Genomic DNA, 26,461 nt, shown 5'->3' on the forward strand with positions numbered 1-26,461 from the left:
CATGAACGTTCGAGTTTTTTGCTGCCTGGGTCTTGCCCTGGTCCCGACGTGGGCGGCACACGCCGCCCCTGAAATCGCCCAACTGTACGCGCCGAAATTGCCCGAAGGCTCGGCCTGGGTGCGGGTGGTCAATCCCGGCGACACCGCCCTGCAGGTTCGTGTCGACCAAGGCGCGACTTTTGCCCTTTCCGCCCAAGCAACAGTGGCCAGTCCCTTTCAGGTGGTGGATTCGCGACAGCCGCTGCGCGTGACCGTCAATGGTCGCGAGATAACCGGCCTCACCGCGCCAAAAAGCGCGTGGGTCACGCTGATTCTCGACAGCGACCCGGCACGCGCACCCCGCCTGGTCATCGACCCGCCACAACGCGGCAAAGACCTGCGCGCCGAGCTCAACGTGTACAACCTGGGCAGCGGGTGCGAGTCGGCCGACATTAAATTGGCCAACGGCGCCGTGGTCTTCAGCCAGGTGCCATTCCACGGACAAGCCCAACGCACGATCAACCCGGTGCAGGCGACGCTGGTTGCCAGCTGCAACGAGACCTCCAGCCTGCCGTTGAAGCTGGCACCCTTCAAGGCCGGCGATCGTTACAGCCTGTTCCTGATCGGCTCGCGCAAGGCGCCGCGCCTGATTGGCCTGGTGGACGAGAGCGCACCATGAACCGTCACGACAAACCCGAACGCTTTTTCCGTCGATGGTCGGTGCCCGCGATGATCGCCAGCCTGCTGTCGAGCCTGTCCGGCACCGGCGTCCAGGCAGCCTCGGCGGTGATCACCGGCGACGGCGGCTGGTTATTCCCGGCCTGGGAAAGCTTGAGCAAGGTCGATAATCCCGGCACGGCCCGCAACATTGTCCTGATCAAACAGATCCAGCAGGCACTTGAACACGAACACATCGGGTTGATCGTGCTGGTGGTGCCGATGAAAGCGCCGTTTTATGCCCAGCGCCTGCCCGCCGATCAGCCCTTGAGCCCGGCGGTGATGCAGCGCTATGACCACCTGCAAAACGATCTGACCCACGCAGGCCTCGGCACGTTGAACATCAAGCCGATCCTGCAACGGACCGAGCAAGGCAACCAGACTGCGTTTTACCGCGCCGACTATCACTGGACGGCGTGGAGCGCGGAAAACACTGCCGACGCCACGGCGCAGCTGATAAACACCCGCTACCGCCTGCAAGGTGATCCGGGCGGTGGCGCGGCGCTGGGCCAGTGGTTCGACCGACGCGCGTTCGGCGACCTGGCGAGCAATTTCCTCCCGGCGGTCAAGCGCAAGGCGATTGGTCGCGACATCTACACCGTTCGCCATCAGGCCGAGAAAGACTTGCTGATCGATGATGCGCCGGCGCCGGTCCAGGTGATCGGCAACAGCTTTGTCCAGCCTTACCTTGGCTTTACCCAGAAGCTGTCGAATGCCCTGGACCGTCCCGTCGCACTGACCTGGAATCCCGGCGACGTCGGCCCGTGGGCGACGCTGCTGCAATCCCTGGAGTCTGCGGATTTTGCCCAACACAAGCCGCAAGTGATCGTCTGGCAATTCAATGAGGGCCAGTTCCACCTCGGCCCTGACGCGGCGGCCAACTGGAACGCGAAAGGCGTCACCTCGCTGAGCCAGTGGCATCAACGCATCAACAAGGCATTGCCGTGAAAGTCTTCAGCTACAACCTCAGTCGCGCGACGGTGGCTGCGCTCCTGTTTGCCGTTACGCTCGCCGCCGCGTCCGCCTTGTTCTACGTGACGCGCACCCAGGCTGTGGCACCAGACATTGTCGGCATCGTCTGGCAGCCGGACAACCAGACCGTTGGCATCAACGGGCACTGGGAAAAACTCGGCGCCCGTGAGTTGCTGGTGCAGTGGACGGTCGTCGACGATCAGGCGTTCATTCCCGGCACCGGACTGCCCGGCGTGCCGGTGCTGCCCGACTGGGCGCGCATCGCCAAGGCGCCGTGGGCGCAGGATGTCATCCTTGGGTTGGCGGGGTATTTCAGCGAGAACCGTTCACGGGACAACATCGAGCAACTGACGGCTGTCTCGGAACGCATCGCCAAACTGCCTACGCCGTTACACGTCACCGGCTGGTATTCCCCCGCCGAAGTCGACCCGAGCTGGACCCGTGCCAAAGAGCTGCCCGCCCTGCTCGCCAAGCTGCCGCGACCGTTGTGGATCAGCGTGTATGACGGCGCCAACATCGGCCCCGTCGCCACCGCCGAATGGCTCAAACAATGGCTGCCGGATGACATCGGCGTGTTCTTCCAGGACGGCGTCGGTGTTTATGCCCGCAGCGCGCCGGTCGCCAGAACCTACGCCGACGCCTTGCGCCAGCGTCTGGGGCAAAACCGTGTGCGGATCATCGTCGAAGCCTTTCGCCCCAACTTCGGTGGCGGCTTCCGCTCCGCGACGGCCGCCGAGCTGAAGACACAATTGGCGGCCTATGGCGGTTATCCGCTCTATCTGTTCGACGGACCGCACTACGTGACGCCCGAGTTGGTGGAGCAACTGGCTCGCTAACGCTGCAACACCGACTCACCCGCCTGTGGCGGCAGGCGCAGGTTGTCCAGCAAGGCGAGGCCTGCAATCACCGCCACACACAGGAACGTCAGCTGAAAGTCGGCCGTCTCGGCCTGGCCTGTTGTGCCATGGATGTTCATCGCCAGGCGCAGCAGCAACGCGCCGATGGCCACGCCCATTGCCATGCTCAGTTGGAAGAACATGCTGAACAGGGTGGAAGCGTCGCTCATCTGCTCCTTGGGGACTTCGGCAAAGGCCAGTGTGTTGAACACGGTGAACTGCATGGAGCGTGACAAGCCGCCGACGAAGAGGATGAACACGATCAGCGCCGGGCTCATGCGCTCATCCAGCAACGCACACGCCGCGATCGCCAGTACGCCCAGGACGCCGTTGACCATCAGCACCGGACGAAATCCCCAACGCTGCATCACCCAGGTGGTGAACGGTTTCATCGCCAGGTTGCCGGCAAATACCGCCAGGACCAGCAGCCCCGCATCGAAGGCAGACAGACCGAAGGCCAGTTGAAACATCAGCGGCAAGAGGAACGGCAAGGTGCTGATCGCGATCCGGAACATCGAGCCCCCGCACAGGCAGACGCTGAAGGTGCGAATACCGGTTACGCCCAGCGCCAACAACGGTTGTGCATGCCGACGCATATGGCGCCAGGCAAATAACCCGAGCACCACACCGGCACCGCTCAGCGCCAGCCCTTGCAGCAAATCGGCGCGGCTTTGCCCGAGCATCTCCACGCCATACAGCAAGGCAGCGCTGGCGATGCCGACCAGCAGAAAACCACTGAAATCGAATGCCCTCGGACTGGCGTCGTCGCGTTTGGGAATCAAGGCCAGCGCGGCAATCAGGGCCAGCGCGCCCAACGGCAGGTTGAGGTAGAAAATCCACGGCCAGGACGCGTGGGTGACGATGAAACCGCCCACGGGAGGTCCGAGTACCGGCGCCACCAGACCGGGCCAGGTGATGAATGAAATCGCCCGCACCAGGTCTTTTTTCTCGGTGGTACGCAGCACTGCCAGGCGCCCTACCGGGACCATCATCGCTCCGCTGATCCCCTGCAGCACGCGTGCGGCGACGAAGGTTTGCAGACTGTCACTCAAGCCGCACATCAATGAAGACAGACTGAACAGCACGATTGCCGAACTGAATACCAGGCGCGAACCGAACCGGTCAGCCAACCAGCCGCTGATCGGGATGAACACCGCCACGGCGAGCATGTAGGCGCTCATGCCAATGTTCAGGTCCACCGCCGCGACGCCGAACGTCCTGGCCATGTCGGGCAACGCGGTAGCGATCACTGTGGCGTCGAGGTTCTCCATAAAGAACGTGACGGCTACCAACAGCGCAATCCATGTCGAGCGGCGTTGAGACATCGGTTATTCCTGTTCGACTACATCATTGCGGGCAGTGTACGGCAAGTTAAAGCGGCCCTCGGAAAACACCAAACTACGAAACACCCGCAGAACAATTCAGCCTGTCTGTTGCATCGACCGGTTGAATCCACAGCCAGGCGCAGACACTCGGCATCCAGCCTGATGAGAAGCTGGCTTGCGATGAAATGGCATTAGTAGTTGAAGTCATGACCCAACTCCTTCTGCATCCACTCCAGGAATCTTCGGACCCGTGGGAAGTTTGAATGCGCTCTCGGGAAAACCAGGTGGTGTGCAGTGATTGCCGCACTCAACTCCGGCGCTACCTCGACCAACGTTCCACGCGCTAGATAATCCTGCGCAAGCAGTGTGCTTTCCAAGGCAAATCCAAGCCCGTGGCTGGCGGCCTCCAGCGTCATGTAGGAACGGTCAAAACTCAGTGTGTAAGGCTTTTCCGGGCGCGACAGACCATGTTGTGCAAACAACTGTGGCCACTTTATCAGCGTCGCCTCCGACAGAATCAGGTTGCAGTCCAACAAATCCGCAACGGCACGGATGGGCCGTTTTTCCAGGAGTTTGGGTGACGCCATCACCGCGATTTTTTCATTGCGCACGGTGCGCACCTCGAAACTTGGCCAGTTGGGCATACCGTGGCGGATATCCACGTCGATCTTGTCACGACTGAAATGCAGCGATTCGTAGGAGCATGAAAGGTTGAGCTGAATATCAGGATGGCTCTGACGAAACTGCTCCAGTCGAGGCATCAGCCACAACAAGCCGAAACTGGGAGATGAATGCAATCGCAGACAATCGAGGCTGACATCACTGGTGGCGCGTTCGGTCGCCACCGCGAGGCTGTGCAGGATGCCGGAAACCTCAGTGAGGTATTGCTCACCTACCGGTGTCAATGTCACCCCCCTGGCCGTTCTGAGGAACAGCTGTCGACCAATCATCGCCTCCAGTTTGGCCAACTGGTGACTGACGGCCGAGGGCGTCAGATCAAGTAATTCAGCCGCTCGCGCGACGCTGCCAAAACGTGCGGTCTGTTCAAAGGCCTGAATGGCTTTCAGTGGTGGCAGTATCGGAGGTGCATCACCGGGTGAACGCATGATTGTTGTTGTTCCCTTGCAGGAGGCATAAGCCGGGCGTTTAGCCATTCAACCATTCGGGCATTTGCTTGGCGAGTGCTGAATTTTTTTCAGCATCGAGTGACATTCGCGTTATTGCTCAGGGTTGCCCTGAAGAACAAGCTGAGTCATCGGTTCTTTGCGGATCGACCCAATAAAAACAATCAGAGGTACTCTTCCATGCTTCTTCAAGGCAAAGTCGCGATCATCACCGGTGCAGCTTCCGCACGTGGCATCGGCCGCGCTACTGCGACCACCTTCGCGCAACAGGGCGCAAGCGTAGTGATTCTCGACCTGGACGAATCCGCCGCACGCGATGCCGCTGCCTCCCTGGGCGAAGGCCATCTGGGTCTGGCCGCCAACGTCGCCGACGAATCCCAGGTGCAGCAGGCTGTCGCGAAAATCATCGAGCGCTTCGGCCGCATCGACATCCTCGTCAACAACGCCGGCATCACTCAACCCCTCAAGACTCTGGACATTCGCCCTTCGGATTACGACAAGGTGCTGGACGTCAGCCTGCGCGGCACCTTGCTCATGTCCCAGGCGGTGATTCCGATCATGCGCCAGCAGTCCGGCGGCAGCATCGTGTGCATGTCGTCGGTTTCCGCTCAACGCGGCGGCGGCATTTTCGGTGGTCCTCATTACAGCGCCGCCAAGGCAGGCGTGCTGGGCCTGGCCAAAGCCATGGCACGGGAACTGGGACCGGACAAGGTGCGCGTCAACTCCATCGCCCCCGGCCTGATTCACACCGACATCACCGGCGGCCTGATGCAGGATGAACGCCGCCACGCGATCATCGACGGCATCCCGCTGGGTCGTCTGGGCGAGGCGCAGGATGTGGCCAATGCGGCGCTGTTCCTGGCCAGCGACCTATCTTCATACCTGACCGGCATCACTCTGGATGTGAACGGCGGCATGCTGATTCACTGAGTACACCTGGGCGGGCCTGCAAGGCCCGTGCGGTTCTGGATCGATGACACAGCCAGGCTTGATTGCCTGGCGGTCAATAAAAACAAGAGATCAGACCATCATGACTACCCTGTCGCTCGAAGCGGTTTCGACCGTGCGCTCCAACGCCTACCGTAAAACCGCATGGCGCCTGATGCCGTTCCTGATGCTGTGCTATCTGTGCGCCTACCTCGATCGCGTCAACGTCGGCTTTGCCAAGTTGCAAATGATGAACGATCTGGCGCTCAGCGAGACGGTCTACGGGCTGGGCGCGGGCATGTTCTTCATCGGCTACTTCCTCTGCGAAGTTCCCAGCAACATCATCCTGCACAAGGTCGGGGCGCGGGTCTGGATCGCGCGCATCATGATCACCTGGGGCATCGTCTCTGCCCTGTTCGCCTTCGTCGAAACCGCGTGGCAATTCTATGCGTTGCGCTTTCTGCTCGGGATTGCCGAAGCCGGCCTGGCGCCGGGTCTGCTGCTGTACCTGACCTATTGGTTCCCGTCCTACCGTCGTGCTCGCATGACCGTGTTGTGGTTTATCGCCATTCCGCTGTCAGGCATGGTCGGTGGCCCCCTCTCCGGCTGGATCATGACCCACTTTGCCGGCATGCATGGCTGGGCTGGATGGCAATGGATGTTCGTGTTGGAGGCTGTGCCCACCGTCGTGGTTGGACTGCTGGTATTGAGCTATCTCAAGGATGGCGTGCATCAAGCCAGCTGGCTCAACGACGACGAAAAAACGCTGATCACCCGCGAGTTGGCTGAGGATGAGCAGAAGAAAGTCACACACGCCTCTGTAGGTGAATTCATCCGCGACCGTCGTCTCTGGTTACTGGCCGCCATCTACTTCTGTGTCGTGATGGGACAGTACGCAATCACCTTCTGGCTGCCGACCCTGGTGCGTAACGCTGGCGTGTCCGACCCGATGAAAATCGGCCTGCTGACCAGCCTGCCCTACCTCTGCGCGATTGCCGCCATGCTGTATGCCGGACGCAGTGGCGACAAACACCGCGAGCGCCGCTGGCACCTGATTGTGCCGATGATCGCCGGGGCCATCGGCCTGAGCCTCGCGGCCATGATGGGGGGGAATGTGATGCTTTCCATTCTCAGTCTTTGCCTGGCCGCTTCAGGAATTCTGTCGGCGACGTCGATGTTCTGGATGTTGCCCAGTCGCACCGATTTACAGCCAGAGTGATGTCATGCGACTCCACGAGGTTGATCGACCCAATAGGGCTCTTTTATAAGGCGACGCATTACCTTGCCAGTAGCATTGCGCGGCAGCACCTGAACAAAGTCGACGGATTTAGGGATCTTGAAACCCGCTATCTTGCTACGTGCGTAGGCGATGAGTTCATCGGCGCTCACGAATGCTCCAGGCTTGATCACAGCAACTGCTTTTACAGATTCCCCCCATTGATCATCCGGTACACCAATAACGGCGACGTCTTCGATAGCGGGGTGGCTGGAGAGAATATTTTCCACCTCCGCTGGGTATACGTTTTCGCCACCCGTAATGATCATGTCGCGCTTGCGGTCGCAGATATAGAGATACCCCCGATGATCCAGATACCCCATATCACCCGTGTAAAACCAGCCATCTCGTATAACTGCTCGGGTTTCCTCCGTACGTTTCCAGTACCCCTTCATCACTGACGATGATCGGCAAATGATTTCGCCAATTTCCCCAGTTGTAACGGGTTGGCCATCTGCATTAGTTATTCGGATTTCCACGCCGGCACTGGCAGCACCACAGGACAGAGACAGATCACTGTTACCTGTCGCAATGGCTCGATGATCCTCGGCGGTAAGGTATGTAAGGCCGCCGGCAGTTTCCGTTAAACCGTAGATCTGGCTAAAGCCACTGTGGGGAAGTATCTCCATGGCCTTCTTGAGCAGACTGGTAGCCATCGGCGCAGCGCCGTAGATGACAGTTTTCAAACTGGCACAAGTACGTTTCGAGTGTTCAATAGCGGCGATGAGGCCTCTTATCATCACCGGCACCATCATAGTGACCGTCACTCGCTCACGTTCAATTAGCGAGACAATTTCGGAGGGTACAAAATCTTTAGTGATAACCACGCGTGCGCCTCTGGCTAAACCGAAGACACCAAGAATGGAGCCTGCGACGTGCGCATGCGGCAGGCACAACAGCACGACATCATCGGGCCCGATGTCACGACAGGGTGTTCTTTCTTCGGTAGCGAGTGCGGCGAGCGGTGCTTTGAAGATGTTCTCGCTAGTTAGCTGTACACCTTTGGGCACACCCGTTGTGCCGCTGGTGTAAATTTGCAGGCAGTCATCCGATGCCGACAAGGTCGCTCGTGATGCGACAGTGGATTGCTCGTTCCTCCATGCAATAAAAGCATCCCCCATCATGATGATGTGTTGCACAAATGGAAGCTGCATTCTTATCTGCGCGATCGACTCTGCGAAATCGGCGCCAACAAACAATACTCGAGGCTTGCAATCAACTAATACCTGAGCAACTTCTGGGACCGACAGACGGGTGTTTAAGGGTGCTAGAACTACATTCGTTCGTGCTGCACCCAACCATATTTCATAGAAGTGATCACTGCCATGGTCCAGGATTGCAACACGCTCTTGATCGACGAGACCCAGGTCCCAGAAACCGTTAGCTATTTGATTCGCGTGCAGATCCAGTTGGCCTGCACTTGTTTTTTTGTTGCCGAATACAATGGCGATACGATCAGGTGGGCTATCGGCAGCCACACGTGCAACCTCAGCGAGGGTCAAATCACTCATTGACGCAGTCTCCATACAAGCGCCCTGTTGTTATGGGGTGGCGCCTTGGAAACCAATCGTAGGAGGCTCTAAGCTCTGGCAACGTCTTTCAGAAGACATTGTTATGGTTTTTTTCCTGCTATCACTCAGCGCGATGAGCCGTCATTTATCGTCGAAATCATCGCGACTGCGGCGTCTATGATCATTGATGTAATGACGGAGTCCTTCCACGTCTCTGACTATCACTTTGCCGTAGTCAGTCTCGATCAGACTCAACGCTCTAAGCTCTTTCATTACCCGATTGACGTTGGGCCGAGTGCTACCCACCATCAAGCCGATATCTGACTGAGACAATGTCAGGCTCACAGCATCATTGGATGATCTCTGCACCTGCGACAGCCACAGCAGACGAGAGGCGACGCGAGCAGCGACGGACTGCGTAAGAAGCTCCTCGACTATCCGCAGTGCGCCTCGCAGGCGGCGGCTGGTCTGCGCAGCTACGGCACTCTCTACTTCCTGATGCGTCGCTCTGAGCGCATTGAAATCTCGTGCCGTCCAAACCCTCAAGACAGACTCACCGCGCGTAATGAAGGTTACCGAGTACGGCTCCTCATCCCCTATTGAACTGTCGCCTATGACGTCGCCGGGTTTGTAGATATAGATGAGAACTTCTTGGCCATCAGCAGTGAGAATACACTGGCGAACTTCACCAGAAACGATCTGGAAAACTTCAATGACGGGGTCGCACTGTTGGTAAAGGGTAGTACCGCCTGGAAAGCTCCGTAAGCGTGATTTTTCAAGCAGCGCATTGCGAGTCAAGGGGCTCAGATCTTCGATCCAATTGAAACCGATCATTCCTGTATTCGCTCCTGTTGCCGACCTTCTCTTCCCGTTGCCCTACACATTTCGCGAGTGCGGACTGGAACCACCCAAGCGAAAATCGGAGCGGACGAATTGACAGTTGTGCTGTGATATTATTCACATGCGAAATAAATCGTTAAACTTTATTGGCCTGAACATGAAGCATCGCCTCGTATATCTCTTGAACGTTGGGCAGCGCAGGCTGCAACGTTGGTCACAGGCCCGCGCGGCCCGTGGCGGCGTGACAGCGGCCCAATCCGGGTTGCTATTCTTTCTAGGCACCCATGACGGTGCCCTGATGAGCGAGGCCGCGGCCGCGCTGGACCTCGGGGCGCCGGGCATGAGTGGCCTGGCTGACCGAACAGAAAGAGCCGGCTTGATCGAACGCCGTGCCGACGAGAACGATGGCCGCGCCTCGCGTCTCTGGCTGACAGACGCAGGGCGCTCCGCGCGTCAGCGTTCCAAGTCTGGCATGAAAGATCTGAATGCCCGGCTGACTGAAGGTTTCACCGAAGCGGAGATCGACGTGGTGGCGCGCTGGCTGACCAGCCTGCAGACTCAGTTTCACGGAGACGACGAGAATGAAGTCTAGCCTCGTCTGTGGCTGGCCAGAGTGAAACAGCTTAGTGCTGGGCGACCTTCGAAAAGTCCGGCCTGCGCTTTTCGGCAAAGGCCGCAAAAGCCTCCCTGGCTTCCGCACTTATCAGCCTCTCCTGGAATTGCGCACTCTCTCTGTCCATCTGCGCAACCAGCATCTCGGCCTGGCGCATTAACGTTTTCATGGCGCCCAGCGAACCCGCTGGCTTAGCGGCGATGCGTTCGGCCATCCGGCGCGCGTCGATACGTAACTCGTCATTGGCACAGACCTTGTTGGCGATGCCCCAGGCAACAGCAGTTTGCGCATTGAGCGGTTCGCCCATGGCAAACATTTCGAACGCCCTGACATGACCTACGCGCAGCGGTAGCAGATAGCTCGATGCCGCTTCGGGCACCAAAGCCAGATTGATAAATGGCGTAATCAGTTCTGCATCCTGCGTCAGTAGCACGTAGTCGCAATGCAGCAGCATGGTGGCGCCAACCCCAACTGCCTTTCCGTGAACCGCGCCAATGATAGGCACAGTCGCTTTGGCCAGAGCATGCAGAAACCGGTGAACGTGGCTTTCGCTGGGGCCCTTTCCCGACGCAATGGCAGCGAACTCGCCCACATCATTTCCTGCAGTGAACATGTCCCCATCACCTTGGATCAGCGCCACGCGGACATTCCCGTCATGCTCCGCACGCTCGATGGCGTCGGCCAGCGTGCTGTACATCTCGTTCGTCAATGCGTTCTTCTTGTCCGGTCGGGCAAGCGTAATGGTGAGAATGCCGTCGGACAGGTCGACGCGTATTTCTGCGGTCATGTTCTTCTCCTGAGTTTAGGTTCGCATGCGAAGTATATTAATTGTTTGCATGCGAAGTAAACAGGTGAAGAATGGGGACTCGTACCACTGCCTCGCGGCATTGTGCGATGCCAACACTGGCCCCTGACGGGTGTCGGCGACTCAGCCGATATCGACGTTCAAGGCGATGTCCCAAGTGCCGGCGCCGTTTTTCGCCAGGCCGATCATCATCAGGCCGAGCGCCTCGAGCGTCTGGGCCATGTGCAGGCCGCCGACATCCAAGGGGCGCAGCCCGAGACTCTCGATAAACGTCGAGACGCGTGCCTTGGCCTGCGGATCGTCGGCGGCGATGAACGCGGCGAGGCGCCCACCTTTAGCAAGGACGTGGCCGAAGAGCGTGTTGACCGCCTTCACGACATGCGCGCTGGCGGGGGCGACCCTGGCGATCTCCTGCGCACCCGAACTGCCGGCGGGAGAGACGAGGCCCGTGAGGTCCGGAGAGGCCGTGTTGGTGATGTCGATGATCACCTTGTCGTCGAGCGCGTCCCCGTACTCGGCCACCACCGACGCCGCACCGGTGTACGGCACGGCGAGGATGACGATGTCGCCGGCCGGAATGGCCCCGTACGTCCCTGTAGTCGCTCCGGCTGCGAGCTTGTCGGCCAGCGCCTGCGCCTTGGCGGGGTCGCGGCTGATCACCTCAATGGTGTATCCCGCGTTGGCGGTACGACCGGCGATCGCCGCGGCCATGCCTCCTGAACCGATAATGCTGATAGTGCTCATGTGCTGTTTCCTCGTGAATTAGGTTTTTTCGTTGCTTCAACGGGCATCCCACGGTCATATCGCGTGTGTGCCGGGTCGCGTGCGTCATCCCTCATGCCAGCCCTGGATAGGCAGAGTCTTTACCCGAACGGATCACGCATCGCGACATTGCTGTCCGCCGGGTCTGCTGCGCCCCGGCGCCCTCCTCAACTCAACTCAGTCGGCAGGAAAGTAATGGCCGTTGTCCAGGTCCTCGAGCAGGCCGGGCTGAGCAGGCTCCCAACCAAGGGTCTGGCGGGTGATGAGGCTGGATGCCGGGAGGTCCAGCGTGACCAGATTCGCGAGGAAGCCAAAGTATCCCGGCAGCATCAGTACATCCGCGGGAATGCTCACGGCCGGCAGGCCCAGACGGCGGCCAATGGCCTCGGCGATCTCGCGGAACGAAATAGCCTCGTCGGCAACCGCGTGCCAGTTTTTGCCGGCAGGGCCCTTCTCCAGTGCCAGACGGAACACGACGGCGAGGTCGCGGGCGTGCACGGCTGACCAGTTGTTCTTGCCATCACCGGGATAACCGATGACGCCCTTCTCCTTGGCAAGTCCGATCAGAATCGGGAGGAAGCCGGCGTTGTCGGTCGTGCTGTGCATGATGGTAGGAATCCGCACGACCGAGGACCGCACGCCTTGCCTGGCGAGACCGAGTACGGTGGTTTCGACGATGTTACGAACGCGCAAGGTGCCCTTGAACTTCTCGCCGCCAGAGAGGGTGGGATCCTCCTCGGTGGCTGGACGGCCGAGAGGTTCCCAACCCGGCGAGCCGATGCTCCCGGACGTGACCAGCGGCTTTCCGGTCCCCTTTAGTGCCTCGCCGTATGCGAGCATGATCGCCTGCTCCGCGGCAGCCACCGCGTCGAGGCCTCCGGTGGGAAGCAGGTCTTGCCTGTGCGCGACGTGAATCACACCGTCGGAATCCGCTGCCGCCGCTTTTAGCCCATCGAGATCATCAAGGTCACCGCGACGCACCTTGGCGCCAAGCGCAGACACCGCCTCTGCGGACTTGTCCGACCGGGCAAGCGCAGTGACCTCGTGACCGGCTGCAATGAGGTCGGAAATGATGTACGGACCGGAATGGCCGGTCCCTCCAGTGACGAAAACGCGCATGTTAATGCTCCATGTGAGTGATGTGATGCGAGAAGTGGTACTACAGGAACGCTCAGCCGAGATGGCTGACGCCGATTGAGAAGTGGGTGTGCTTGACGGAGTGGGCGATGAGCAGCGGCCCCGAGATAGTGCTCATGCGCAGTTTCCTTGCAGGTGTGGGATTGATCATTCTTCGGCTGCCGGGGCGATCCGGCGAACTCACTCAACGTACGATCCATGCTGGTCGCATCACTTGCAAAAAGCAAGTGATTGAGAGAATTTTACTTGCGACATGCAAGCGATGTTAAGATCCAGCCATGAAGACAACTCTTAAAGAAGACTTTCGGTCCCATTGCGCGGTGAACTACGGCGTGGAGATTTTCGGCGATCGGTGGTCGCTCTTGATCATTCGCGACATCGTTTTTGTGGGAAAGAAGACGTATGGCGACTTCCTGAAATCGGAAGAGGGAATCGCGACCAATGTCCTTGCATCCCGACTGGCCTTTCTTGAAGAGCAAGGCGTGCTCTCGAAGGCGCCCAGCCCCGACGACAGGCGCAAGGACTTCTACACGTTGACCGAGAAGGGCCTGGACCTCATTCCAATAGTGATCAACATTGTGCTCTGGAGCGCGAAGCATGATTCGAAATCGTACGTGCTGCGCCGCGAGGAGTTTGTGGCTCGATTAAGTCAAAACCCGGTGCAGGTGAGCGAGGAAGTGAAGGCGCTGGTCCGCAATGGCGGGTGCCTCTTTCCTGCGAGCGGGGGATGAACAAAGGAGAGGGGCAGATTTTTTTTGTGCGGGCCGGTAACGGCCTGCCGCCAGGCAGGCCTTCATTTCACCAGGTCGGCCTGATGAGTCGATCTCCCTATAAGACCGCGATCACGATTCATCAGTCGAACTTGACCAAGTCCTTGAAGATCAGTTGACCCCAGCTATTCCCGCGCGCCTGCACCAGCAGTCCACCTTCCGACAGCCCGCCCAGTTTGATCGGTGAGAAACCGAGGTTTTCCGCCAGCGCACCCACTTCCGCTGCGGCGTCGTCATCGTCGCTGGCCAGGAACACGACTCTCCTGCCACCCTTCACGGTCGGATCCTGGCCAAGGACGGCGGCGCCCAAATGGTTGAAGCCCTTGACCAGTCTTGCCCCCGTGAACGCCTGCGCGACGACCCTGGAAGAAGGCTGTCCACCGAGTTCCTCAGGGGACACGCCGTAGGCGTTGGTCACATCGACGATGATCTTTCCCTTCCAGGTCGGCAGCGCCTTCGCGACATCCGGATGCGACTCGAAACGGACAGCCAGAAAGACGATGTCCGCCTTGACCGCGTCCGCCAGGTTTTTGGGAATGATCTGAGGTCCGATCGCTGCGGCGGCGGGTGCAAAGCTTTGCGGGTCGCGCGTGGTTGCAACGGAGACTTCGATGCCGTTGCGGGCAAATGCCTTGGCCAAGGCCTGACCGATATTGCCGAAACCGATAATTGCGTAGCTCATATAGTCTCCTGAGGTTTACCGAGTTCTACGGCGCTCCGAACAATCGAATGGAGCGCCTGGACGTAGGGCGTCAGAGTTGCGCAAGACCGCCGTCAACGGCGACTTCGCTGGCGGTCATGAAGCTGCTGTCCGGCGACGCGAGAAAGGCAGCCACGGCCCCGATCTCCGCCGGATCGGCCATGCGCTGCAGCGGCGTCATCGCGGCGTAGATTTTCTGGCCCTCTTCGCCCAGCGCTTCCTTCGCGAGTTCGGTCGCCGTCGCCCCGGGTGACAGCACATTTACCCGAATGCCGCTGCCCTTCAAGTCCTCCGCCCAGGTCCGCGCAAGGTTGCGCACGGCCGCCTTGCTCGCGCTGTAGGCGCTCATTCCCGGGGCGCCCGTGGTGCCGGCGCTCGAACCGGTGAGGATGATCGAACCGCCCTCGCCCATCAGCGGCAGCGCCTTCTGGACGGTGAAGATCGTCCCCTTCACGTTGGTGTCGAAGGTTTCGTCAATGTGCTCGGCGGTGATCTTGCCGAGCGCAAGCTGGCTTCCGGCCCCGGCATTGGCGAAGACGATGTCGAGGGTTCCGCGCTCGGCCTTCACCGCCGCGTAGAGTCGGTCGAGGTCGGCCAGATCGGAGACAGAGCCCTTCACCGCGCGGGCATTGGGCCCGAGTTCGGCCACAGCGGCGTCGAGCGCATCCTGCCGGCGGCCAAAGATGAAGACGAAGGCGCCCTCCTCGATGAAGCGTTTTGCGGCGGCGCGGCCGATGCCGGTAGCGCCACCCGTGATCACAGCGGTCTTTCCATTCAGTCGGGTCATGTCGTGCATCCTTCCTAAGCGTTGCAGGGAAGCAGGGAGTTGCTTGCTTGAGGCCAAGGATGCGGTTCTGATAACCTAACGACAAGTATGCACTTTTAGGTAAGTACCAAAAAATGACGACGACTTCTGAAACCTGCGACCCCGGTTGTGGACTCAACGCCACGCTGCGCATCATCTCGGGCAAGTGGAAACCGCTGGTCCTGTTTTTCCTGCGCGACGGCCCAAAGCGTTATGGCGAACTAAAGCGCCTGGTCCAGGGCGTCAGTGACAAGGTGCTGATCCAGCAATTGAAGGATTTGGAGGCCGATCACGTGCTGGCGCGGACCGACTACAAGGAAGTGCCGCCGCGCGTGGACTACGCGCTGACCCCGCTCGGTCGCAGCCTGGCTGACGCGATCATCCCGCTGTGCACGTGGGGCACCGAGAACATGGCGGAAATGGCAAGCATCTTCGCCAAGCGCGACACGTTGCCCTAGCAGGCTACTGAAGCGCTGCTGAGTCGGACGACCCTGCACGTTCGTGGGAGGGCGGCAGGTCGAATGCTTCCGCATCAGAGTGTCAGGATGCGTGGTTTTCGCGCTCTGCGTGACAGGCCGAAATTGGCGAGAATTTCTAACAGTGAGACGCGATCGAGCTACTTGCGCTCTCGCTCTTCATACCACTGCATGAACGCTTCGGCGCTGACCGGTCGGCAGACATGAAAACCCTGGGCCATGTCGCAATGGTAACCGCCCAGCGCATCGAGCACGCCAGCTGTTTCTACGCCTTCAGCAATGACTGTCATGCCAAGATTGTGACCCAGATCGACAACGCTCCGGACGATGAGCTCGTTGGCTTGATCGCTTTGCATGGCCAGGACAAAGGATTTGTCGATCTTGAGTTCGCTGATGGGCAGATCCTTCAACTGAGCCAGACTGGTATAGCCGACGCCGAAATCATCGATGGCAATGTGGATGCCCATCGCATGTAACTGCCTCAGGATGGTCCGGGCCGCGTAGGAATCGAGCATGATCGCGGATTCGGTCACTTCGAGCATGAGCATGTTTGGGGTCAACTTGTGCCGCTCAAGCAAATCGACGATCTGAACCACCAATTTGTCGTCCAGCAGGTTACGTGCAGAAATGTTCACGGCAACCGGTATGCAAATCCCGATGTCGGCCCAGGCCCGCACTTGAGACAGCGCAAGGTTCAGCACGTAGTAAGTCAGGGAGCCAATGATTCCGGTGAGTTCGGCAAACGGAATGAACTCATCCGGATTCACGAGGCCGCGCACCGGATGCTGCCAACGCACCAATGCCTCCACGCCAGTGACTTCTCCTGTGCTCAGGCTGACCTTGGGCTGGTACTCCAGGAACAATTCACGGCGATCCAGACCTCGCCGCAGTTCGCCGAGCATGGCCAGGCGTTCCGGTGAGCGCCGATCCGCTCCCGGGTCGTAGGCGAGTATGCCTTTGCCCTGTTTCTTGGCTGCATACATGGCGATGTCGGCACGCTGCATGAGCATTGAAGGTTCATCACCATGCAGCCCTGACACCACAACCCCGAAGCTGGCCTCGACATCCAGTTCGACCCCATCGATTTCAAACGATGCGGTAATCGCGTCGTGCAGCCGTTGCGCTGCTTTCAACGCGCCTTCGAGGTCTTCGACGGACGGAAGCAGAATCGCAAACTCATCACCACCCAACCGGCAGACCGTGTCGATTTCCCGCGCTTCACTGATCAGCCGTTTGCCGATCGCGTCAAGCAGGCGATCCCCGTAGTGATGCCCGAGGGTGTCGTTGACTTCCTTGAATCGGTCTAGATCGATGAGCAACAGGCCAGTGGTTGAGCCCTGACGGCGCCCGAGGCGCAGTGCCTGCTCGAAACGATCGGCCAGGAGGGTTCGATTGGCCAGCCCGGTGAGCTTGTCATGCAGCGACGCGTGCAAGGCATCCTTGCGTTGGCTGTCGAGTTCGACCCGGGTGCGTCGCAGTATTTGCGCGAAAAGCCCGGCGAGAATCAGCCCGGCGATGAAAACGATAGGGGTGCTATCCGCATTGAAGGACTCCCGCGTGCGCAGCTTCTCCAGCGCCACGATGGACTCCTTGTGGTGATTGGCCGCTGCTTGCAAGACGCCTTTTTCAATCTTTTCGAACAGCGGGTCGCCCTCGTCAATGTCAATCCGGCGCGCCTCGGCATCATTGCCAGCGTCAACGGCCTTGAATAACTTGTTGACGCTGTCCAGGAAGGGCGTCAGTGCCGTGAGCACACTTTGGGCAAGGAGGTGGTCCGCAGGCGACCCGGTACGCTGAATATGCCCGAGTGCACGCGTGAGGTCCTGCACCGCGTCGTTGAAACGACGAAGGACTGGCGGCCCCGGCTCCAGGCGATAGAGGCGCTCCAGCGACTCGGCGGCAGCCACCGCAGTCGCCGCCGCTGTGTAGTGGTCGGACAGGACACTCGAAGCGATCGCTGCCTGCCCCAGTCGTCCAGTGGTCACTGACGACCACACCGCAAAGAAGCTGATGGCGAGCAGCACGAGAATCAACCCATAGCGCGCCCATTGGCTGGGAATGCTATTACTCCAACGTGTCAGCCTGGGAACGGCAATCGGTTGCACAAAAGCTTCAGGATGCTCCGAACTTGCTGGTGGTAAATTGCTCATGCGCTACCTCATGTAGACGTGGCTGCTTCCATTCTTATTGGCAATATCCACCAAACCTTTAGCTTAGTCGAAAACGAACTCACCCTTAATTATTTGATAATGACGGTCCAGTATTTATGCCTACATAAGCAAAACGACAATCTTGGGGCCGTAAATGGCTTAAGCATGAATGTACTTATCAATCCTTCTGCGCACCGTGTCATGTGCAAACCGTGGCGTCTATTGCACCAAAGCCGTAGCCACTGGCAGACCGCTTTGGATCGATTGCAGCCCGTCGCGACAGGCAGAATTCGGCCAGAAACGGACGAGTTGATGCTTGTTACTCTCCTGGGAGGTTGTCAACCAACCACGACGCTGGGAAGCTACAGTGACGTTTACCATAAGGACATGCTGAAATGAACGCGCGAAAAATTTTAATCACAGGTGCTGCGGGCCGAATTGGCAGCGCTTTTTGGAAAGCGCATATCGATAAGTCAGATTTGCGTTTAGCCGACATAGATGTATCAACACTTCCGCAATCGGCACAACGTTTCGCTCTCGACATCAGTGTTCAAGCCAGTTGCCTTGAAGCTTGCGAAGGCATACATACAGTGATTCATCTCGCTGCTGACCCTCGCCCAGACGCCGACTTCATGACATCCCTGCTCCCTGTGAATATTGTGGGCACCTACAACATGCTATTCGCCGCAAAGGCTCAAGGCTGCGAGCGCTTTATATTTGCGAGCAGCGCTCAGGCTATCGAAGGTTATCCAGAGGATGTCCAGGTACATGAATTTATGGCACCTAAGCCAGGCAATTTATACGGGGTCAGCAAAGCGTTCGGGGAAGCTCTGGCTTCGATGTATGCAAACGATGGTCAAATGACAACAATCGCAGTCCGTATTGCAAACGTAGCTATATTTCACCAAGGGGAAAACCACAGTCACAGGGATGTAGCTGCTTTTATAAGTATCAGGGATGTTGTCGCACTACTTAGTAATTGCGTCGAGGCCGAGCTGAGCGGATTCCATGTTATCCACGGGGTCTCAGATAACAGATATAAGCGACTTTCTATCGAGAAGACCAGAAAAGTTGTGGGGTACGCTCCCTTTGATGATGGATTTGAGATTCTTGAAGGACACGCTCAACCTGACTGAACTATTCTTCATTAATTGCTGCCCCTTCGACTGTCCGCTTCGGGTCGGAAGCGGCCAGTCGCGAACAGCTGCTATCCGCCAACAGCACTCCGTCGCCAACCTTCTCTTATCGCTGCAACAAACAACGTTCCTGTTACTTTCCCTTCCCACCGACGTAGCCTTGAAAGCCCCTTGAGCCACTGGCTCAAGGGACGAAGGGTGATTGAAAGGAGACGGGGGAAGGCGCGTGTCAGCAGGTCCACGACGCCTGGCTCTCGCTGTCCAGTTCATAGCGCTTGATTGCCTCGGCGCAGAGTTGCCGATCAACCGTGCCTTCGTCGGCAAGGGTAGCGAGGGCTGCCAACACGATGTGATGCCGATCGACTTCGAAAAAGTCGCGCAAGGCCGCGCGGGTATCGCTTCGCCCAAACCCATCGGTGCCGAGTACGGTATAGCGTGATTGCAGGTACGAGCCGATCAACTGCGGCAACGCGCGCACGTAGTCAGACACGGCCACCACCGGCGCGCCGCTGGGCAGGCATTCGCCAAGGTAGCTGGTGCGGACGTCGGCTTGCGGATGCAACCTGTTCCAGCGCTCGACGTCCCGCGCATCACGCGCCAGTTCACTGAAACTGGTGACGCTCCACACCTCGCTCGCAATCTGCCAATCGTTGGCCAGCAGCTCGGCGGCGGCCAGTGCTTCGCGCAGGAGAGTGCCCGAGCCGAGCAAGCGCACCTTGCCTTTCGGAGTCGCCGGCTGCTGCTTAATGAAGCAATACATGCCGCGAATAATCGCCCGCTCAACGCCCTCGGGTAAAGTCGGTTGCGGGTAGTTTTCATTCATCAGGGTCACGTAGTAGAACTCGTCGACGTCCTGTTCGAGCATCTGGCGCATGCCATGGTCGAGGATCACCGCGAACTCGCTGGCGAACGCCGGATCGTAGGCGCGACAGTTCGGTACAGTGGCGGCGATCAGGTGACTGGTGCCGTCCTGATGCTGCAAACCTTCACCGCCGAGCGTGGTTCGCCCAGCCGTGGCGCCGAGCAGGAAGCCACGGGAACGTTGGTCGGCGGCGGCCCATATCAGGTCGCCGACCCGCTGGAAGCCGAACATCGAGTAGTAAATGTAGAACGGCAGCATACGCAGGCCATGGGCCGAATAGCTGGTGGCGGCGGCTACCCAGGAGCTGATGGCGCTGGCTTCGCTGATGCCTTCTTCGAGAATCTGCCCGTCGGTGGCTTCACGGTAGCTGAGGATCGAGCCGATATCTTCGGGCTCGTAACGCTGGCCGACGCTGGAGTAGATACCGATCTGCTTGAACAGGTTGGCCATGCCAAAGGTGCGCGCTTCGTCGGCGACAATCGGCACAATGCGCGGGCCCAGTTGCTTGTCCTTCAGCAGGTTGCTGAGCATCCGTACGAAGGCCATGGTGGTGGACATTTCCTTGCCCTCGGCCTGAGTGGCAAAGCTGGCATAGCTGGCAATCGCAGGCACCGGCACGGCGGCGGCCGTACGATTGCGCGCCGGCATGTAACCACCCAGAGACTGTCGCCGCTGATGCAGGTAACGCATTTCGCGGCTGTCGTCAGCCGGCTTGAAAAAGCTCAACGACTCGACCTGTTCATCCGACAGCGGCAACTGAAAGCGGTTGCGGAAAGCGATCAGCGCCTCGCGGTCGAGCTTCTTCTGCTGATGCGTGGTCATCTTGCCCTGCCCGGCTTCGCCCATGCCGAAACCCTTCTTGGTCTGGGCAAGGATCACCGTCGGCTTGCCCTCTTTCTGGCTGGCGGCAAGGTAGGCGGCGTAGATCTTGATAATGTCGTGGCCACCACGTTTGAGGCGGTCAATCTGCTCATCGCTCAAGCCGTGGGCCAGCCACGCCAGTGACGCGCTTTGGCCGAAGAAATGTTCGCGGTTGTAGGCGCCATCCTTGGCGGCGAACGTCTGGAACTGACCATCGACCGTCTGCGACAACGTGCGCACCAGCGCGCCATCTTCGTCCCTGGCCAGTAGCGCGTCCCAGTCCGAACCCCAGACCACTTTGATCACGTTCCATCCGGCACCGCTGAACAACGCTTCCAGTTCGTCGATGATCCGCCCGTTGCCGCGCACCGGACCGTCAAGCCGCTGCAAGTTACAGTTGACCACCCACGTCAGGTTATCGAGGCCTTCACGGGCGGCCAGGGTCAGCGCCGACATGCTTTCCGGCTCGTCCATCTCGCCATCGCCAAACACCCCCCAGACGTGCCGGTCAGTGGTGTCTTGCAGGCCACGGTGCTGCAAGTAGCGCATAAAGCGCGCCTGGAAAATCGAGCTGATCGGACCGATGCCCATCGAACCGGTGGGGAACTGCCAGAAGTCCGGCATCAACCATGGATGCGGGTAGCTCGACAGCCCTTGGGCACCGGTTTTTCGCGCGGTGATTTCCTGGCGGTAATGCTCAAGATCGGTTTCGTTCAATCGCCCTTCGAGGAAAGCGCGAGCATAGATGCCCGGTGCCGAATGAGGCTGGAAGAACACCAGGTCACCGTCGAAGACGTCATTACGCGCCCGGAAAAAATGATTGAAGCCCACCTCGAACAGATCCGCTGCGCTGGTGTAACTGGCGATATGGCCGCCGAGTTCGCCGTAGGCCCGATTGGCTCGGACCACCATGACCAAAGCATTCCAGCGCATGATCGAAGCAAGGCGTTCTTCCGTGGCGAGATCACCCGGGAACAGCGGTTGCTGCGACACAGGGATGCTGTTGACGTAAGACGTGCCCCGGCGCGGCTGCCAGCCAACGGATGGATCACGTGCCGCTTCAGCCAATTGGTCGAGCAACCGGCGCGCATGCTCGGGGCCGCGAGTGGCCACCAGCGACTCCAGGGCCTCACGCCATTCACTCAGCTCGTCGAGATCGTTCTGGGTCAGGGGGGCGGCGGTTGCATCGGGTTGGTTGGAATGGAAACGGCTCATAGGCACCTCCTCGCTTTTTTATTAGTCTATGCCGAGGCCCGCAGCTTTTCTGATCGTTATGCAGACTCACTTCGATCAATGGCGGCATAAAACACTGCCCATCCTAAAAGTAGAAGCACAATGAACTTCGATGGTATTGACCTGAAGATCCTTCGAGAGCTGCAAAACGACAGCAGCCTGTCCAATGTGGAATTGGCCAAGCGGGTTCATCTTTCGCCCTCCCCGTGCCTGGCCCGGGTCAAAGCGCTGGAAGCCTCCGGTTGCATTCGCGAGTACGTGGCGCTACTGGCGCCCGAGGCGCTGGGCTTGCGTTTGAATGTGTTCATCTCCATCAGCCTCAAGCAGCAAGGCCGGGAGTCGTTGCAGAATTTCGAACGCACTATCTGCGAATGCGACGAGGTCATGGAGTGCTATCTGATGACCGGTGATGCCGACTATTTGATTCGCGTCGTGATGGCAGACATGCAGGCGTTGGAGCATTTCATCATCGAGCGACTGTCGCCTATGCCAGAAGTAGAAAAAATTCGTTCCAGCCTGTCGTTGAAACAGGTCCGCTATAAAACCGCCCTGCCCTTGAGAAAAGAAAACGGATAACCGCTGCAAGAACGCAATCGGCCAGAAACGGCCTGTCAGCGTCGACTCAATAAATAGACAACCGCCCAGGTTAATCTAGCCTTGAGTGAAAGCCCGCGGGAGAAAAACACCATGTCCCTCGCTCCCGGAAATCTATTGGCCCTGACGTTAGGTGTCCTTTTTTGTATGGCAGCGCGCGGTGAAGAGGTCGCAGACACCCATCCCCCACCGGCGATACTCCCGTTGGAGTCTGAGACGCTGCCAAAACTCATTGCCTACCCGCCGCTTGCCGAGCCGCTCGCCCGCGGTGTTGTCATCATCCAGTATCGAACAGAGCACGCCAGGATCATGCCGGTATTTGGCAAAGCGGCGGCTGATGTATCGCCACGTCTCAGTCACCTTCACGTGACCGTCGACGACTGGAAAGGGACATGGGCACACACCAGTGAAGACCCGATTATCCTGGTTGGACTGACACCCGGCACTCACAAGGTTGTTCTTGAAGTGGCCGACCCGACTCACAAAATCCTCACCAGTACGACAGTCAGTTTTATAGTTCCGGAGAAGAAACCAACGGGCGCCCCATGAAGAGCCCAAAAAAAGCCCCGCACTTCAACCGAAGGCGGGGCTTTTGATTGGGCTGGTGTCACTTCACATCGCCGTATGGAAAATCTGCTCGATCTCGTCCTGATTGGCAGGACGCGGATTGGTAAAGCCGCAGGCATCCTTCATGGCATTGGTTGCCAGGATCGGGATGTCGTCGGCCTTGGCGCCCAGTTCGGCGAGACCGCTCGGAATACCGACATCCGAAGACAATTTACGGATGGCCGTGATCGCCGCGGCGGCGCCTTTTTGCGCATCCAGATGCTGCGTGTCGACGCCCATTGCGTTGGCAATGTCTTTAAACCGAGCCGGGCATACGCTGGCGTTGAAGCTGGCGACATGCGGCAGCAGGATCGCATTACAGACGCCGTGAGGCAGGTCGTAGAACCCACCCAATTGGTGCGCCATGGCGTGGACATAACCCAGCGAAGCATTGTTGAAGGCCATGCCGGCAAGAAATTGCGCGTAGGCCATATTTTCCCGGGCGCTCATGTCGTCACCCTGAGCAACGGCCGTGCGCAGGTTGGCCGAGATCAATTCCACGGCCTTGAGCGCACAGGCATCGGTGATCGGCGTTGCCGCCGTCGACACGTAGGCTTCGATCGCGTGAGTCAACGCGTCCATGCCGGTGGCGGCCGTCAGGCCTTTGGGCATGCCCGCCATCAACGAAGGATCGTTGACCGACAACAGCGGTGTGACGTTACGGTCGACGATGGCCATTTTCACGTGCCGGACTTCGTCGGTAATGATGCAGAAACGGGTCATTTCACTCGCCGTGCCAGCGGTGGTATTGATCGCGATCAGCGGCATCTGTGGCTTGGCGGATTGATCCACGCCTTCGTAATCACTGATGTGTCCGCCGTTGGCGGCGCACAGGGCAATGCCCTTGGCGCAGTCATGGGGTGAACCGCCGCCCAGGGAAATAATGAAATCACAGTCGCTGCGAGCCAGCAGTTCGAGGCCTTTCTCGACATTGCTGACCGTCGGATTCGGTTTGGCGCCATCAAACAAGGTGGAGTCGATGTCCTGCTGGGCCAGAAGGCCGGCAACCTTGGCGGCCACGCCGGCTTTGGCCAGGCCTGCATCAGTGACGATCAAGGCTTTACGGAAACCATATTTGCGGATGGCGAGCATCGCTTCGTCGAGACTGCCAATGCCCATCATGTTCACGGAGGGAATGAAGAAGGTGCTGCTCATGATAAATCCTCTTTTATTCTGGAGACCCGGAAATCGGGTGAGGTCTTCTACTCATATCGCAGGCTGTGAGGGGGCTGATGGTCATCATTGACGACGCTCAGCGGGAGACCGGGCGGCATCAAGTGTTCAGGCGAACTGTGTTTTAAGTTGCAGAGGTGGATGGGCCATCGCAGCCAGTATCTTTTGATCATGGGGTTGAGCCTATCCCTATGACGCCAGACTGAAATGGTCCTTTAGCTTTCATTGACACCTCCTTTAGTACCGGGAGGTGTGCAGATCAATTGACAGGCAGTGATCGGCCAATAGCGCCTTTCGCTATCAACAGCGTCGGGTGATACCCAAGCTCACCGAGCCCAAGAAATACGCACAAGCCAACCCGTGCTCCTCCCGTACCCGCCAAGCTATATTGGCTGAGTGCAGGCGTTGATACAGCGTCGGTACGGGGCTTGTTCGCGCCGGCGCAGCAAACTCCCCGCCAGCGCCTTTGGCGAATGCGCTTTGAATTTAGCAAATACGACGTATTTCCTCTTACTTGCAGCCCTTCCTACCTGATCTACACTGCAAGAGTTTCACGCAGACCACTCAAAGCCACGTAGAACGTGGCTTTTCGCTTTGTGGAGCGGTTTTTTTTCAATTGCAGCATCACACAGGCAAACTGCCCCGCAGCTCTTCGCCACGCCACTGAAGGTCGCGATCATGCCCAGAGTTTTCAGCGTCCGTCCTTTTGCATTCTGCGCAAGCATGGTGGTTCTTGCGTTGGCAGGTTGTGCGAACCGGCAGTCAACCGAACCCGCCTCGCAGCCTCTGCGTCAGAATCCCGAATTCACTTACGATGTCAGCGGCGTCACCCACGCCACACTGACGGCCTCCGAACAGCAGGTCAACGTCGGTAACGAACGCTACGTGTCGCTGGTGTTCAATGGCGATTACGATTCGCCACTGATTCGAACTCGACCGGGTGGCACGATGGCGATCAGTCTGGACAACCGCATGGACGAGATCACTAACCTGCATTTCCATGGCATGCAGGTGTCACCGCTGGACCAGGGTGACAACATTTTCCGGGTGACCCAACCCCATCAAGTGGGCGAATACAACGTCAAGCTGCCGCTTAATCACAGCCCTGGTGCCTACTGGTATCACAGCCATTTTCATGGTGGCTCCCAACGTCAGGTGTCAGCGGGTATTGCCGGGCCAATCCTGGTCGATGGCATGCTCGATCCCTTCCCCGAACTCAAGGGCATCAAAGAACAAGTCCTGGTGCTGCGTAACTTTCAGAAAACCCTGACCGGCAAGGTTGCCAGCGAGATCATCACTAGTGCTCCGTCGATTCGCACGATCAATGGCCAGGAAGTGCCCGTCATCGATATCAATCCCGGAGAAACCCAGCTCTGGCATTTCATCAACATTGCCGCCAACCAGTACTTCCGAATTCGCATCAACGGGCAATCAATGCAGGTGTTGTCGCGCGATGGCAATACCGTGACGCGGCGGGTCGATACAGACCAGGTACTGATCGGGCCGTCGGCGCGGTTCAGTGTGTTGGTGGTCGGGCCACCGGCCGGGTCGTACGAAGTCGAAACGGGCTCGGGCAACACCGGGCCGGCCGGCGACGATTACCCTGCGGCCAAACTGGCAATATTGCGTTCCAGCGGTGAGCGAGTGGCGACCAGACAGATCAGCAGCGCCTACCCACCTGCCGAAGACTTCAGCAAGCTCGCGGTGAACAAGACTCGTCAATTCGCCTTTCAGGATTCGGACAGCGACCCCAATGCCTTTTTGATCAACGGCACACGCTTCGAGCTGGACCGGGTCAACACCACGGTCAAGCTCGGCGATGTAGAAGAGTGGCGACTGTTCAACCCGTCCCAGGAATTGCACCAGTTTCATATCCACCAGGTGGATTTCCAGGTGACCGAGATCAACGGTAAACCGGTGCAATTCAGCGGTTACCGAGACAACGTGTTCATTCCCGCCACGGGTTCGATCACCGTGCGCATTCCCTTTCGCGATCCGGTGATCCTGGGCAAGTTCGTCTACCACTGTCACATCCTCGAACATGAGGACGGGGGCATGATGCAAGCGATCCAGGTAGTCAAGCCCGAAGACTACGAGCAGGCGGTCAAACTCGAACCGTTGGGCGGGCTGTACGGTGAAAACAACCAGTTGTGCTCCTACCTGCGCAATACCGGACGGGACTCGAAACAGTCCAGCCCGCTGATCAAGTAA

The 26,461-nt window shown here is 58.7% G+C and carries 23 protein-coding genes and 1 pseudogene; 12 read left to right on the forward strand and 12 right to left on the reverse strand.

The features are described from left to right. Nucleotide 1 precedes the first annotated feature (1 nt). From AEQ67_RS20455 to AEQ67_RS20465, 3 genes are all read left to right on the forward strand, one after another. Nucleotides 2–658, forward strand: coding sequence for an alginate O-acetyltransferase AlgF (locus AEQ67_RS20455; protein WP_059405637.1), 657 nt, complete (start codon nt 2–4; stop codon nt 656–658). Further along, a complete protein-coding gene (locus AEQ67_RS20460; protein WP_059405638.1) occupies nt 655–1,644 on the forward strand; it encodes an alginate O-acetyltransferase AlgX-related protein in 990 nt (329 codons plus the stop codon). Before AEQ67_RS20455 ends, AEQ67_RS20460 begins: the two co-directional genes overlap by 4 nt. Before the next feature lie 77 nt (nt 1,645–1,721). Continuing rightward, nucleotides 1,722–2,504, forward strand: coding sequence for a hypothetical protein (locus AEQ67_RS20465; RefSeq protein ID WP_236710388.1), 783 nt, complete (start codon nt 1,722–1,724; stop codon nt 2,502–2,504). Here AEQ67_RS20465 and AEQ67_RS20470 read toward each other — a convergent pair. Together AEQ67_RS20470 and AEQ67_RS20475 are read right to left on the reverse strand one after the other, a co-directional pair. Further along, nucleotides 2,501–3,889, reverse strand: coding sequence for an MFS transporter (locus AEQ67_RS20470; protein WP_059405640.1), 1,389 nt, complete (start codon nt 3,887–3,889; stop codon nt 2,501–2,503). The genes AEQ67_RS20465 and AEQ67_RS20470 overlap by 4 nt on opposite strands. A 191-nt stretch (nt 3,890–4,080) precedes the next feature. Then, nucleotides 4,081–4,995, reverse strand: a complete 915-nt coding sequence (locus AEQ67_RS20475; RefSeq protein ID WP_059405641.1) for a LysR substrate-binding domain-containing protein — start codon at nt 4,993–4,995, stop codon at nt 4,081–4,083. 198 nt (nt 4,996–5,193) lie between these two features. On the opposite strand from AEQ67_RS20475, the gene AEQ67_RS20480 reads away from it, so the two are divergent. Then, nucleotides 5,194–5,943: an SDR family NAD(P)-dependent oxidoreductase gene (locus AEQ67_RS20480; RefSeq protein ID WP_059405642.1), complete on the forward strand. Its 750-nt coding sequence runs from the start codon at nt 5,194–5,196 to the stop codon at nt 5,941–5,943. Between the two features lie 100 nt (nt 5,944–6,043). Next, nucleotides 6,044–7,135 (forward strand): annotated as a pseudogene (locus AEQ67_RS20485) (MFS transporter); the annotation flags it as partial. A gap of 26 nt (nt 7,136–7,161) precedes the next feature. Here the strand turns inward: AEQ67_RS20485 and AEQ67_RS20490 are convergent. Together AEQ67_RS20490 and AEQ67_RS20495 are read right to left on the reverse strand one after the other, a co-directional pair. Further along, on the reverse strand, nt 7,162–8,727 hold the full coding sequence (locus AEQ67_RS20490) for a long-chain-fatty-acid--CoA ligase (RefSeq protein ID WP_059405643.1): 1,566 nt from the start codon (nt 8,725–8,727) through the stop codon (nt 7,162–7,164). A gap of 141 nt (nt 8,728–8,868) precedes the next feature. Then, entirely contained in the window at nt 8,869–9,561 is a 693-nt protein-coding gene (locus AEQ67_RS20495) for a Crp/Fnr family transcriptional regulator (RefSeq protein ID WP_059405644.1), read from the reverse strand. A 163-nt stretch (nt 9,562–9,724) separates the two neighbouring features. Between AEQ67_RS20495 and AEQ67_RS20500 the strand changes: the two genes are divergently transcribed. Further along, nucleotides 9,725–10,159: a MarR family winged helix-turn-helix transcriptional regulator gene (locus AEQ67_RS20500; RefSeq protein WP_059405645.1), complete on the forward strand. Its 435-nt coding sequence runs from the start codon at nt 9,725–9,727 to the stop codon at nt 10,157–10,159. A 31-nt stretch (nt 10,160–10,190) separates the two neighbouring features. Here AEQ67_RS20500 and AEQ67_RS20505 read toward each other — a convergent pair whose 3' ends face one another. From AEQ67_RS20505 to AEQ67_RS20515, 3 genes are all read right to left on the reverse strand, one after another. Then, nucleotides 10,191–10,967 carry an enoyl-CoA hydratase-related protein gene (locus AEQ67_RS20505; RefSeq protein ID WP_059405646.1) on the reverse strand — a complete coding sequence of 259 codons (777 nt, stop codon included), beginning with the start codon at nt 10,965–10,967 and terminating at the stop codon, nt 10,191–10,193. 141 nt (nt 10,968–11,108) lie between these two features. Next, nucleotides 11,109–11,729 (reverse strand): NADPH-dependent F420 reductase, encoded by a 621-nt coding sequence (locus AEQ67_RS20510; protein WP_059405647.1) that lies wholly within the window; start codon nt 11,727–11,729, stop codon nt 11,109–11,111. Nucleotides 11,730–11,924: 195 nt separating this feature from the next. Then, the gene (locus tag AEQ67_RS20515) at nt 11,925–12,866 is read right to left on the reverse strand and encodes an SDR family oxidoreductase (protein WP_059405648.1); all 942 of its coding nucleotides are present in this window, start codon (nt 12,864–12,866) and stop codon (nt 11,925–11,927) included. A 296-nt stretch (nt 12,867–13,162) separates the two neighbouring features. On the opposite strand from AEQ67_RS20515, the gene AEQ67_RS20520 reads away from it, so the two are divergent. Further along, nucleotides 13,163–13,615, forward strand: coding sequence for a winged helix-turn-helix transcriptional regulator (locus AEQ67_RS20520; protein WP_059405649.1), 453 nt, complete (start codon nt 13,163–13,165; stop codon nt 13,613–13,615). A 121-nt stretch (nt 13,616–13,736) separates the two neighbouring features. Here the strand turns inward: AEQ67_RS20520 and AEQ67_RS20525 are convergent, their stop codons facing one another. Both AEQ67_RS20525 and AEQ67_RS20530 read right to left on the reverse strand, forming a co-directional pair. Then, on the reverse strand, nt 13,737–14,336 hold the full coding sequence (locus AEQ67_RS20525; protein ID WP_059405650.1) for an NADPH-dependent F420 reductase: 600 nt from the start codon (nt 14,334–14,336) through the stop codon (nt 13,737–13,739). Between the two features lie 70 nt (nt 14,337–14,406). Next, nucleotides 14,407–15,141 (reverse strand): SDR family NAD(P)-dependent oxidoreductase, encoded by a 735-nt coding sequence (locus AEQ67_RS20530; RefSeq protein ID WP_059405651.1) that lies wholly within the window; start codon nt 15,139–15,141, stop codon nt 14,407–14,409. A gap of 113 nt (nt 15,142–15,254) precedes the next feature. Here AEQ67_RS20530 and AEQ67_RS20535 point away from each other — a divergent pair, with 113 nt between their 5' ends. Continuing rightward, on the forward strand, nt 15,255–15,617 hold the full coding sequence (locus AEQ67_RS20535) for a winged helix-turn-helix transcriptional regulator (protein WP_059405652.1): 363 nt from the start codon (nt 15,255–15,257) through the stop codon (nt 15,615–15,617). 158 nt (nt 15,618–15,775) lie between these two features. On the opposite strand, the gene AEQ67_RS20540 is transcribed toward AEQ67_RS20535, so the two are convergent. Then, nucleotides 15,776–17,785, reverse strand: a complete 2,010-nt coding sequence (locus AEQ67_RS20540; protein ID WP_082377927.1) for a putative bifunctional diguanylate cyclase/phosphodiesterase — start codon at nt 17,783–17,785, stop codon at nt 15,776–15,778. 395 nt (nt 17,786–18,180) lie between these two features. Here AEQ67_RS20540 and AEQ67_RS20545 point away from each other — a divergent pair, with 395 nt between their 5' ends. Further along, entirely contained in the window at nt 18,181–18,921 is a 741-nt protein-coding gene (locus AEQ67_RS20545; protein WP_059405654.1) for an NAD-dependent epimerase/dehydratase family protein, read from the forward strand. Between the two features lie 229 nt (nt 18,922–19,150). Here the strand turns inward: AEQ67_RS20545 and mdeB are convergent, their stop codons facing one another. After that, on the reverse strand, nt 19,151–21,859 hold the full coding sequence (mdeB, locus tag AEQ67_RS20550; RefSeq protein WP_059405655.1) for an alpha-ketoglutarate dehydrogenase: 2,709 nt from the start codon (nt 21,857–21,859) through the stop codon (nt 19,151–19,153). A gap of 120 nt (nt 21,860–21,979) precedes the next feature. On the opposite strand from mdeB, the gene AEQ67_RS20555 reads away from it, so the two are divergent. Both AEQ67_RS20555 and AEQ67_RS20560 read left to right on the forward strand, forming a co-directional pair. Next, nucleotides 21,980–22,453 (forward strand): Lrp/AsnC family transcriptional regulator, encoded by a 474-nt coding sequence (locus AEQ67_RS20555; RefSeq protein WP_059405656.1) that lies wholly within the window; start codon nt 21,980–21,982, stop codon nt 22,451–22,453. A gap of 111 nt (nt 22,454–22,564) precedes the next feature. After that, on the forward strand, nt 22,565–23,020 hold the full coding sequence (locus AEQ67_RS20560) for a DUF6130 family protein (protein WP_059405657.1): 456 nt from the start codon (nt 22,565–22,567) through the stop codon (nt 23,018–23,020). Between the two features lie 63 nt (nt 23,021–23,083). Here AEQ67_RS20560 and yiaY read toward each other — a convergent pair whose 3' ends face one another. Beyond that, a complete protein-coding gene (gene yiaY, locus AEQ67_RS20565) occupies nt 23,084–24,232 on the reverse strand; it encodes an L-threonine dehydrogenase (RefSeq protein WP_059405658.1) in 1,149 nt (382 codons plus the stop codon). A gap of 696 nt (nt 24,233–24,928) precedes the next feature. On the opposite strand from yiaY, the gene AEQ67_RS20570 reads away from it, so the two are divergent. Next, nucleotides 24,929–26,461 carry a multicopper oxidase family protein gene (locus AEQ67_RS20570; RefSeq protein WP_059405659.1) on the forward strand — a complete coding sequence of 511 codons (1,533 nt, stop codon included), beginning with the start codon at nt 24,929–24,931 and terminating at the stop codon, nt 26,459–26,461.

Source organism: Pseudomonas sp. RIT-PI-q, from assembly GCF_001297125.1.
Classification (GTDB): Bacteria; Pseudomonadota; Gammaproteobacteria; order Pseudomonadales; family Pseudomonadaceae; genus Aquipseudomonas.

Excerpts from the sequence above, each read along its gene's own strand:
- AEQ67_RS20475 (WP_059405641.1), bottom strand. The coding sequence starts at position 4,995 with ATGCGTTCACCCGGTGATGCACCTCCGATACTGCCACCACTGAAAGCC.
- yiaY (WP_059405658.1), bottom strand. The coding sequence starts at position 24,232 with ATGAGCAGCACCTTCTTCATTCCCTCCGTGAACATGATGGGCATTGGC.
- AEQ67_RS20525 (WP_059405650.1), bottom strand. The coding sequence starts at position 14,336 with ATGAGCTACGCAATTATCGGTTTCGGCAATATCGGTCAGGCCTTGGCC.
- AEQ67_RS20545 (WP_059405654.1), top strand. The coding sequence starts at position 18,181 with ATGAACGCGCGAAAAATTTTAATCACAGGTGCTGCGGGCCGAATTGGC.
- AEQ67_RS20495 (WP_059405644.1), bottom strand. The coding sequence starts at position 9,561 with ATGATCGGTTTCAATTGGATCGAAGATCTGAGCCCCTTGACTCGCAAT.
- AEQ67_RS20540 (WP_082377927.1), bottom strand. The coding sequence starts at position 17,785 with ATGAGCAATTTACCACCAGCAAGTTCGGAGCATCCTGAAGCTTTTGTG.
- AEQ67_RS20510 (WP_059405647.1), bottom strand. The coding sequence starts at position 11,729 with ATGAGCACTATCAGCATTATCGGTTCAGGAGGCATGGCCGCGGCGATC.
- AEQ67_RS20530 (WP_059405651.1), bottom strand. The coding sequence starts at position 15,141 with ATGACCCGACTGAATGGAAAGACCGCTGTGATCACGGGTGGCGCTACC.
- AEQ67_RS20535 (WP_059405652.1), top strand. The coding sequence starts at position 15,255 with ATGACGACGACTTCTGAAACCTGCGACCCCGGTTGTGGACTCAACGCC.
- AEQ67_RS20570 (WP_059405659.1), top strand. The coding sequence starts at position 24,929 with ATGCCCAGAGTTTTCAGCGTCCGTCCTTTTGCATTCTGCGCAAGCATG.
- AEQ67_RS20500 (WP_059405645.1), top strand. The coding sequence starts at position 9,725 with ATGAAGCATCGCCTCGTATATCTCTTGAACGTTGGGCAGCGCAGGCTG.
- AEQ67_RS20455 (WP_059405637.1), top strand. The coding sequence starts at position 2 with ATGAACGTTCGAGTTTTTTGCTGCCTGGGTCTTGCCCTGGTCCCGACG.
- AEQ67_RS20515 (WP_059405648.1), bottom strand. The coding sequence starts at position 12,866 with ATGCGCGTTTTCGTCACTGGAGGGACCGGCCATTCCGGTCCGTACATC.
- mdeB (WP_059405655.1), bottom strand. The coding sequence starts at position 21,859 with ATGAGCCGTTTCCATTCCAACCAACCCGATGCAACCGCCGCCCCCCTG.
- AEQ67_RS20490 (WP_059405643.1), bottom strand. The coding sequence starts at position 8,727 with ATGAGTGATTTGACCCTCGCTGAGGTTGCACGTGTGGCTGCCGATAGC.
- AEQ67_RS20470 (WP_059405640.1), bottom strand. The coding sequence starts at position 3,889 with ATGTCTCAACGCCGCTCGACATGGATTGCGCTGTTGGTAGCCGTCACG.
- AEQ67_RS20460 (WP_059405638.1), top strand. The coding sequence starts at position 655 with ATGAACCGTCACGACAAACCCGAACGCTTTTTCCGTCGATGGTCGGTG.
- AEQ67_RS20505 (WP_059405646.1), bottom strand. The coding sequence starts at position 10,967 with ATGACCGCAGAAATACGCGTCGACCTGTCCGACGGCATTCTCACCATT.
- AEQ67_RS20520 (WP_059405649.1), top strand. The coding sequence starts at position 13,163 with ATGAAGACAACTCTTAAAGAAGACTTTCGGTCCCATTGCGCGGTGAAC.
- AEQ67_RS20560 (WP_059405657.1), top strand. The coding sequence starts at position 22,565 with ATGTCCCTCGCTCCCGGAAATCTATTGGCCCTGACGTTAGGTGTCCTT.
- AEQ67_RS20555 (WP_059405656.1), top strand. The coding sequence starts at position 21,980 with ATGAACTTCGATGGTATTGACCTGAAGATCCTTCGAGAGCTGCAAAAC.
- AEQ67_RS20480 (WP_059405642.1), top strand. The coding sequence starts at position 5,194 with ATGCTTCTTCAAGGCAAAGTCGCGATCATCACCGGTGCAGCTTCCGCA.